The sequence below is a fragment of the Stenotrophomonas genospecies 3 genome (assembly GCF_054473855.1).
Genome location: NZ_JBTMUR010000009.1, coordinates 74,479 through 82,380, shown reverse-complemented (window position 1 = coordinate 82,380; position 7,902 = coordinate 74,479). Strand labels below are relative to the sequence as shown.

Genomic DNA, 7,902 nt, shown 5'->3' with positions numbered 1-7,902 from the left:
ACTTGGCATTTCCCTTGGGCGAAGAGGATTTCTGAGGTTGCCGGCCAGCGGCCGGCACTACCGGCGGTGACCCTCTCGGGTCACCGCTGCGGTTGCGGCGTAATCACCTGTGTCGGCAACCGCGCGGGCGGTGCCGGATTCGGCACCCAGATCGCGACGCCGGCGGCGCGCTTCTGCGTGGTCGGAATACCGATGCCGACGCCGCCACCGACGTGCGAGCCGAACGTGCCGGCGCCGACCGACATGCCCACCGGCGAGCCACTACTGCCCACGCCCATCAAAACCACGCCATTGGCGCCGAGCGCGGCGGCCTCACGCTTCAGGCGTGCCACGGCGGCATCGGTCTGGCCCTGGGTGCCGAAGCCGACGGCGGACGCCGATTCCAGCTGGGCGATTTCCTGTGAACCGGCCGGTGGCGTCGAATAGATCTGCACCAGCGCCGGATCGATCGGTGCGCGGGCGCGGCCCAGCATCACCTTGGAGGTACTGGCACAGCCAGCGGCGACCAGCAGGATGGCCGCCAACGCGGCCCAACGGATGTTCATGGCACGACCCCTGTAGGACTGGTTGCGATCATCGGCGGGCCACTCTGAATCGGCGCCAACACCCGGGCCAGGGCACGCACGGCAGCACGCTAGCACGGCGGGGGTGACAGCCCCGCCAATGGCAGTAGGCGGCGGCAGCGGGAACGTCTATGGTTGGGGCAGGAACCAACTGCGGGAGAGCGGCATGGGTGTGATCAGTCTGTTGTGGGGCGTACTGGCGCTGTTGTGGATGATCCTGGCGCTGATTCCACTGCTGGGCTGGGGCAACTGGTTCCTGATCCCGTTCGCTGCGGTGGGCGCGGTCATCGCCGCGCTCGGCATCCTGTTCACCCACCCGAGCAAGCGTGGCCGGGCCTGGGCCGGGCTGGTGCTGAACGGCATCGTGGTGGTGGTGGGCATCCTCCGGCTCGGCCTGGGTGGCGGCGTGATCTGAGCCCGCACCCGGGTGCGACAGGGCGTCGCAGGCGCACGGTCCATGGCCGGGCAGGGGCGTACAATGAATGGCTGCGCGAGCCCCCCGCGTGCCTGTGAATCCGCGCCCGGCGCGGCAGCCCCATGATCATCCGACCCCGTCCCCACGGCTGGCAACTGCTCTACATCCTGCGCGGCTCGATCGTCAAAGCGATCGCGCCCAAGGTGCTGGCCATCCTGATCCTGTCCATTGCCGTGGCTGCGGTGGTGGAACTGGCGCCGCCCACCGGCATCGAACGCGTTTCCGTCACGCCGTTCACCCTGCTCGGCCTGGTCCTGTCGATCTTCCTCAGCTTCCGCAACAGCGCCTGCTACGAGCGCTGGTGGGAAGGCCGCAAGCTGTGGGGCCAGCTGGTCTACGAATCGCGCTCGCTGGCCCGCCAGGTGAACCTGCTGCTGGCCGATAACACCGGCCGCCGCCGCCGCATCGCCTACCTCACCACCGCCTTCGCTCATGCACTGGCCGGTCGCCTGCGCGGGCGCATCGTGGCGCTGATGGCCCTGCCGTGGCTGGACAAGCGCCAGCGCGAACAACTCGGGCAGCGCGAGAACGTGCCCGACGCGCTGCTCTCGATGATCGCTGGGGAACTGGCGCAGGCCCTGCGCGCCGGTGACCTCGACCCGATCCTCTACACCCAGCTGGAAGAGCGCCTGCATGCGATGTCGTCGATCCAGGCCGGCTGCGAGCGCATCCTCACCACACCGCTGCCGTTCGCCTACACCCTGCTGCTGCACCGCTGCGCGTGGATGTTCTGCGTGCTGCTGCCGTTTGGCCTGGCCAGTTCGCTGGGCTGGGGCACGCCGGTGCTGTCGGCGGTGCTGGCCTATGCCTTCTTCGGCCTGGACCAGCTGGGCGAAGAAATGGAAGACCCGTTCGGCCTGGAGCCGAACGACCTGCCGCTGGACGCGCTGGTGCGCACGATCGAGATCGACCAGCTCGACGCGCTCGGCGAACGCCCATTGCCCGAACCCCTGCTGCCGCAGGGCTACCTGTTGCAATAGCCACTCCTCGGAGCCTGCCATGTCCCACCCGCTTTACCGCCCGCGCCGCATGCGCCATGACGAGTTCTCGCGCCGCCTGATGCGCGAGAACACGCTGACCACCGACGACCTGATCTACCCGGTGTTCGTGCACGAACTGGCCGGCCGCACCGCAGTACCGTCGATGCCGGGCGTGGAGCGGCTGTCGATCGAAGAACTGCTGAAGGTGGCCGAAGAGGCGCTGGAGCTGGGCATTCCGGTGATCGACCTGTTCCCGGTGATCGACCCCTCGCTGAAGTCGCTGGACGCGTCGGCGGCGTGGGCCGAAGACGGCCTGGCGCAGCGTGCGATCCGCGCGCTGAAGTCACGCTTCCCGGAGCTGGGGGTGATGACCGACGTGGCGCTGGACCCGTACACCACGCACGGCCAGGACGGCATCATCGACGACAAGGGCTATGTGCTGAACGACATCACTGTCGAAGCGCTGGTCAAGCAGTCGGTATCGCATGCCGAAGCCGGCGTCGACATCGTTTCGCCCTCGGACATGATGGACGGCCGCATCGGCGCGATCCGTCGTGCGCTGGATGCCGACAACCACATCAATGTGCGCATCATGGCTTACTCGGCCAAGTACGCCTCGGCGTTCTACGGCCCGTTCCGTGATGCGGTGGGCAGCGCCGCCAGCCTCGGCAAGGCCGACAAGAAGACCTACCAGATGGACCCTGCCAACGGCGACGAGGCCCTGCGCGAGATCGCGCTGGACCTGGAAGAGGGTGCTGACATGGTGATGGTCAAGCCGGGCATGCCGTACCTGGACCTGGTGCGCCGGGTGAAGGAAAAATTCGGCGTGCCGACCTTCGCCTATCAGGTCAGTGGCGAGTACGCGATGATGAAGGCCGCCTTCGCCAACGGCTGGCTGGACGAGCGCGCCTGCGTGCTGGAGTCGCTGCTGGGCTTCAAGCGGGCCGGCGCCGATGGCGTGCTGACCTATTTCGCGCCGCAGGTGGCGCGATGGCTGCGCGAGCGCTGACAATAGCGCCACGATAGACGGAGGATTACGCGATGGGACCCGAACTGGGATGGATGCAATGGCTGATCTGGGGCATCGGTACGCTGGTGTTCGGCGCCATCATCGTCGGTGTCTTCATCGCGGCCTGGCGGGCCGGCAAGCGCCCGCCGGAGCAGCTCTCCGCCGCCCGCCATGTCGCCCGTGAGCAGGCCCTGCCGGACAGCGTGCAGGCCGAACTGGCCGCGTTGAACCAGCGCAAGGACAATGGCCAGCTGAGCGAGATCGAGTACGAGCAGCAGCGCGCCAAGGTGTTGTCGCGCTGACGGGTGGGTGCCAACCTTGGTTGGCACTTTCCCGCCTGCCAACCAAGGTTGGCATCTACCAAGCGGCCATCCACGCACGGCGTGGATCTACCGCACGCACCTGGCGCCTCCATCGCCCGGGTAGCCGCCAACCTTGGTTGGCGTTTGCCGTCACCGTGCGCCCGGCACGCACCCCGCAACCGCCGCCACCTTCGGCGCGGCCAACCGGTACACATCCACGCCACCGGCACGCGGTGCCTTCGCCGCACTGCTGGCGACCATCATCTCGCCGGGCTTGGCGTTGTCGATCACCGGCGCGCCGGTCCAGCCGCTGGCCTGGTTGAACGACAGCCCCAATGGCTGCAGCGCCGCACCGGTCCACGCACAGCCGCTGCTCCACACCTGCGTGGTCGTGCCGTTGCCGCGGCTGAACACCACGGCGCCGTCATGCCCCAGCCAGTCGCCGTCGGTCTCGTCGTCGGCACTGTTCAACGCGCTCAGTGCGCTGGCCGGGCCACGCAGTCCCTGCGCATCCAGCGTCGCCACGAACAGGTCCCAGCCGGCGCCACGGCCCTGCTGGCGGGCAAACAACAGCTGCCTGCCATCCGCGCTCAGGGCCGGCCCGCGCTCTTCCCGGCGGCCCGCGTCGCCCGCCAGCAGCTGCGCGGTACCCAGTTGGCCATCGGTGGCGAGAGTGGCCCGATACATCGCCAACGCGCCCTCGCGGCCGGCCGCGAACAGCAGCCAGCGGCCGTCGCGGCTGAAGTAGGGATCATGGGCCTCACCGGCCACGCCTACCGGCAAGGCCTGCGCCTGCTGCCAGCGGCCGTCCACCACGCGCGCCTCCCACAGGCCCCAACCGGCCTCGCCACGGCGGGCGAAAACGATGCGCTGGCCATCGGCGCTGATCGTGGCGCGGCCCTCGTCGGCACGGGTCGAGACTACGCCCATGCCTTCGATGCCGTACTCGTTCAACGCCATCGCCACGGGGGCAGAGAGTAGACTGGCGGCAAGCACCAGCAGGGGCGGGGTGATGCGCATCATCCGGGTCCGTGCACGAAAGAGCATCAGTCTAGCCAGCTTGAGGATTCCATGACCGACCGTTACGCCGTCTTCGGACACCCCGTTGCCCACTCGAAGTCGCCGCAGATCCACGCGACGTTCGGTCGCCAGGAAGGCATCGCGGTGGATTACCGCGCGATCGACCTGGCCCCGGATGCGTTCCTGGCCGGCCTGGAAGCCTTCGCCGCCGACGGCGGTGTCGGTGCCAACGTCACCTCGCCGCACAAGGAAGCCGCGTTCTCGATGTGCACCACGCTGACTGCACGTGCGCGCCGCGCCGGCTCGGTCAACACGCTGCTGCGCAAGGGCGACCGCTGGCATGGCGACACCACCGACGGCATCGGCCTGGTGCGTGACCTGACCGACCGCCATGGCCTGGACCTGCGTGGCCGCCGCATGCTGCTGATCGGTGCCGGCGGCTCCGCGCGCAGCGTCGCTCCGGCCTTCCTCGATGCCGGCATCACCGAGCTGGTGGTGGTCAACCGCACGCCGGAACGCGCCGATGAACTGATCGACGCGATGGGCGAGCCGGGCCGCGCGATCAGCCGCTACTGGGAAGACCTGCGCGAGCTGGGCGACTTCGAACTGATCGTCAACGCCACCTCGGCCGGCCGCGACCGCGACGTCGAGTTCAAGCTGCCGCTGTCGCTGGTCAACTCGATGACCACCGCCGTCGACCTGAACTACGGCGAGGCCGCCATCGCCTTCCTGGCCTGGGCGCGCGCAGCGAACTGCCGCAATACCGTGGATGGCCTGGGCATGCTGGTCGAGCAGGCCGCCGAGAGCTTCCTGCAGTGGCACGGTGTGCGTCCGCAGACCGACGAGGTCTACCAGACGCTGCGGCAGGGCTCGGCCGTGCTGGCCGGCGAGGACTGATCGATGGACAACACGACCCTGATGGTGACGGTGCTGAGCATCGTGGGCGTGCGCCTGCCGGTGCTGATCGCACTGTGCGTGGGCCTGGTCTGGGTGGTCGGCGCACCGCGCGATGCCACCCGCACCGGCGCCCTGGTCGGCCTGGTGCTGTTGCTGCTGTCCAGCCTCGGCAGCATGGCCGCCGGCATCCTGCCGATGTGGTTGATCAACAGCGGCAACTTCGACGCCATCTCGGGCATGAGTGCCATCCTTGGCGTGCTGCACTTCGCGCTGGCGATGGTCGAGGCCATCGGCGTGGTGCTGCTGGTGTGGGCGCTGGTGCGCCTGCTGCGTACCCGTACGCTCCCGGCCGCCTGACCGGTCGCGCCGGGCCATGCCCGGCGTATCTGCCCCTGGGATGGTCCGGCCATTGGACCGGGACCGCCAGCGGGCGTCGTCGCTGGCCCGTTCAGGGTCCCAGCGGCGGTGAATGCGGCCGGCCATGCGACAATGCCCGGCCTGATCCAGCTACGGTAATTCCCGGCGTGACCGAAACCGTCGCCGCTCCGCGCACCCTCGATGACACCTTGAAGGACGCGATCCGCAAGGCGTACACGACGCTGCAGGCCAATACCCCCGGCTTTTCCACCCGTCGCTCGCAGAGCCAGATGATCGGCGTGGTGTCGCGTGCGCTGTCGAAAAGCGGTGGCGTCGGCGTGGTCGAGGCGCCCACCGGCGTCGGCAAGAGCCTGGGCTACCTCACCGCAGGCGTGCCGATCGCATTGGCCAGCAAGAAGAAGCTGGTGATCAGCACCGGCACCGTGGCGCTGCAGTCGCAGCTGGTCGAGCGCGATATCCCGAACTTCCTCAAGGCCACCGGCCTGGAAGCGACCGTGGCGCTGGCCAAGGGCCGTACCCGTTACCTCTGCACGCGCAATGCCGCCGAGGCGCAGGGCGAGGGCTCGCAGGGCGGCATGTTCGAGGATGACGCGCCCTTGTTCGACCGGCCGCTGGCGCCGATCGAGATGGACATCGCCAAGCGCCTGACCGACGCCTTCACCGGCGGCAGCTGGGATGGCGACATCGACAACGCGCCGGAGACCATCAGCCCCGGCCTGCGCAGTCGCATCACCACGCCGGCCTCGGGCTGCGCGGGGCGTCGTTGTGCCTATTCGGCGCAGTGTGCGGTGCTGCGTTCGCGCAACACCGTGCGTGATGCGCAGATCGTGGTCACCAATCACGCGCTGCTGCTGTCGGCGCTGTCGATCGGCGACAGCGACAACGGCCAGCCGTTGATCGCACCGCCGTCGGACATGCTGCTGGTGCTGGACGAAGGCCATCACATCGGCAACGTGGCGATCGACCAGGGTGCGGCCAGCCTCGCGCTGGACGAGATGGCCAAGCGCACCGGTCGCCTGCAGATCCTGATCGCCGGCGCCTACCGCGCGGTAGACAAGGATCGGTTGGGCAACCTGCTGCCGAACGAAGCGATCGAAGTCGCCAGCAACGTGGCCAAGCAGCTGCGCGCGTTCCGTGACCACATCGAGCGGGTGTGGATGCCGGCACCGGCCGACGAAGAGCCGATGTGGCGCGCGGCCAATGGCCGCCTGCCCGAGGCCTGGCGCGAGCCGATCGAAGCGCTGGCCGACGACACCCGCAGCCTCTACAACTGGGCGCATGCCGCCACCGCGCAGGTCGCCAAGGGCAAGCCGGACGATGCCGCGCGCGAGCGCCTGCAGCGTAACCTGGGCATGGCGCTGGAGATGATCGAGCAGCAGTACAACCTGTGGCAGGCCTGGCGCCGCGAGGACAAGGACGGCGCGCCGCCGATGGCGCGCTGGGTCACCGCCACCCGCGACGGCGACCTGGTGCTGCATGGCTCACCGGTGTCGGCCGCGCACGTGCTGCGCAAGCTGCTGTGGGATGAAGTGGATTCGGTGGTGATGACCTCGGCGACGCTGACCGGCGGTGGCGACTTCCAGTCGCTGGCGATCGACAACGGCATTCCGGAAGAGGCCGAGATGGTCTCGCTGTCGTCGCCCTTCGACCTGCCCAACCAGGCCGAGCTGATCGTGCCGAAGTTCCCGGTCACGCCGGACGACCGCGAAGGCCACCCGCGCGAAGTGGCGCGCTACCTCGACACCGAACTGGACTGGGCAAAGGGCTCGATGGTGCTGTTCACCTCGCGCTGGAAGATGGAGAAGGTAGCCGGGCTGATGTCGGCCGCGCGCCGCAAGCAGGTGCTGGTGCAGGGCGAGATGTCCAAGACCCGGCTGATCGACGAGCATCTGCGGCGCGTGGCGGCAGGCGAAGGCTCGGTGCTGTTCGGGCTGAATTCGTTCGGCGAAGGCCTCGACCTGCCCGGTGAGGCCTGCACCACCGTGGTGATCACCCAGGTGCCGTTCGCGGTGCCGACCGATCCGCAGACCGCCACGCTCAGTGAGTGGTTCGAGGGGCGCGGGCTCAACGCCTTCAACCTGATCGCCATTCCGCATGCGCTGCGCACGTTGACCCAGTTCGCCGGCCGCCTGATCCGCACCTCCACCGACACCGGCCGCGTGGTCATTCTTGATTCGCGACTGCTGACCCGCCGTTACGGCAAGCGCATCATCGACGCGCTGCCACCGTTCAAGCGCGTGATCGGCTGACCGGTAGTGCCGGCCGCTGGCCGGCAAAA

General features: G+C 68.7%; 9 protein-coding genes. 7 read left to right on the top strand and 2 right to left on the bottom strand.

Annotated features, from left to right (window positions below; all coding sequences use genetic code 11):
• Positions 1-80: 80 nt before the first annotated feature.
• Positions 81-545, bottom strand: coding sequence for a hypothetical protein (locus tag ACX9OT_RS13330; RefSeq protein ID WP_014038879.1), 465 nt, complete (start codon positions 543-545; stop codon positions 81-83).
• 184 nt (positions 546-729) lie between these two features.
• Here ACX9OT_RS13330 and ACX9OT_RS13325 point away from each other — a divergent pair, with 184 nt between their 5' ends.
• From ACX9OT_RS13325 to ACX9OT_RS13310, 4 genes are all read left to right on the top strand, one after another.
• Positions 730-978, top strand: coding sequence for a hypothetical protein (locus ACX9OT_RS13325; protein ID WP_006475755.1), 249 nt, complete (start codon positions 730-732; stop codon positions 976-978).
• Between the two features lie 122 nt (positions 979-1,100).
• Positions 1,101-2,018, top strand: a complete 918-nt coding sequence (locus ACX9OT_RS13320; RefSeq protein WP_277778709.1) for a bestrophin family protein — start codon at positions 1,101-1,103, stop codon at positions 2,016-2,018.
• A gap of 19 nt (positions 2,019-2,037) precedes the next feature.
• Positions 2,038-3,027 carry a porphobilinogen synthase gene (hemB, locus tag ACX9OT_RS13315; RefSeq protein ID WP_032129123.1) on the top strand — a complete coding sequence of 330 codons (990 nt, stop codon included), beginning with the start codon at positions 2,038-2,040 and terminating at the stop codon, positions 3,025-3,027.
• 32 nt (positions 3,028-3,059) lie between these two features.
• The gene (locus ACX9OT_RS13310) at positions 3,060-3,329 is read left to right on the top strand and encodes a hypothetical protein (RefSeq protein ID WP_049400875.1); all 270 of its coding nucleotides are present in this window, start codon (positions 3,060-3,062) and stop codon (positions 3,327-3,329) included.
• A 150-nt stretch (positions 3,330-3,479) separates the two neighbouring features.
• Here the strand turns inward: ACX9OT_RS13310 and ACX9OT_RS13305 are convergent, their stop codons facing one another.
• Positions 3,480-4,352: a TolB family protein gene (locus ACX9OT_RS13305; protein WP_277778708.1), complete on the bottom strand. Its 873-nt coding sequence runs from the start codon at positions 4,350-4,352 to the stop codon at positions 3,480-3,482.
• A 48-nt stretch (positions 4,353-4,400) separates the two neighbouring features.
• On the opposite strand from ACX9OT_RS13305, the gene aroE reads away from it, so the two are divergent.
• The 3 genes from aroE to dinG all read left to right on the top strand — a co-directional run bounded on the left by aroE (position 4,401) and on the right by dinG (position 7,873).
• Entirely contained in the window at positions 4,401-5,246 is an 846-nt protein-coding gene (gene aroE / locus ACX9OT_RS13300) for a shikimate dehydrogenase (protein WP_277778707.1), read from the top strand.
• 3 nt (positions 5,247-5,249) lie between these two features.
• The gene (locus tag ACX9OT_RS13295; protein WP_277778706.1) at positions 5,250-5,603 is read left to right on the top strand and encodes a hypothetical protein; all 354 of its coding nucleotides are present in this window, start codon (positions 5,250-5,252) and stop codon (positions 5,601-5,603) included.
• A gap of 167 nt (positions 5,604-5,770) precedes the next feature.
• The gene (gene dinG, locus ACX9OT_RS13290; protein ID WP_014038872.1) at positions 5,771-7,873 is read left to right on the top strand and encodes an ATP-dependent DNA helicase DinG; all 2,103 of its coding nucleotides are present in this window, start codon (positions 5,771-5,773) and stop codon (positions 7,871-7,873) included.
• Positions 7,874-7,902 lie beyond the last annotated feature (29 nt).

Bases quoted from the DNA above. Each gene is read 5' to 3' on its own strand.
- aroE (WP_277778707.1), top strand. From the start codon at position 4,401: ATGACCGACCGTTACGCCGTCTTCGGACACCCCGTTGCCCACTCGAAG.
- ACX9OT_RS13295 (WP_277778706.1), top strand. From the start codon at position 5,250: ATGGACAACACGACCCTGATGGTGACGGTGCTGAGCATCGTGGGCGTG.
- ACX9OT_RS13305 (WP_277778708.1), bottom strand. From the start codon at position 4,352: ATGATGCGCATCACCCCGCCCCTGCTGGTGCTTGCCGCCAGTCTACTC.
- ACX9OT_RS13325 (WP_006475755.1), top strand. From the start codon at position 730: ATGGGTGTGATCAGTCTGTTGTGGGGCGTACTGGCGCTGTTGTGGATG.
- ACX9OT_RS13310 (WP_049400875.1), top strand. From the start codon at position 3,060: ATGGGACCCGAACTGGGATGGATGCAATGGCTGATCTGGGGCATCGGT.
- ACX9OT_RS13320 (WP_277778709.1), top strand. From the start codon at position 1,101: ATGATCATCCGACCCCGTCCCCACGGCTGGCAACTGCTCTACATCCTG.
- hemB (WP_032129123.1), top strand. From the start codon at position 2,038: ATGTCCCACCCGCTTTACCGCCCGCGCCGCATGCGCCATGACGAGTTC.
- ACX9OT_RS13330 (WP_014038879.1), bottom strand. From the start codon at position 545: ATGAACATCCGTTGGGCCGCGTTGGCGGCCATCCTGCTGGTCGCCGCT.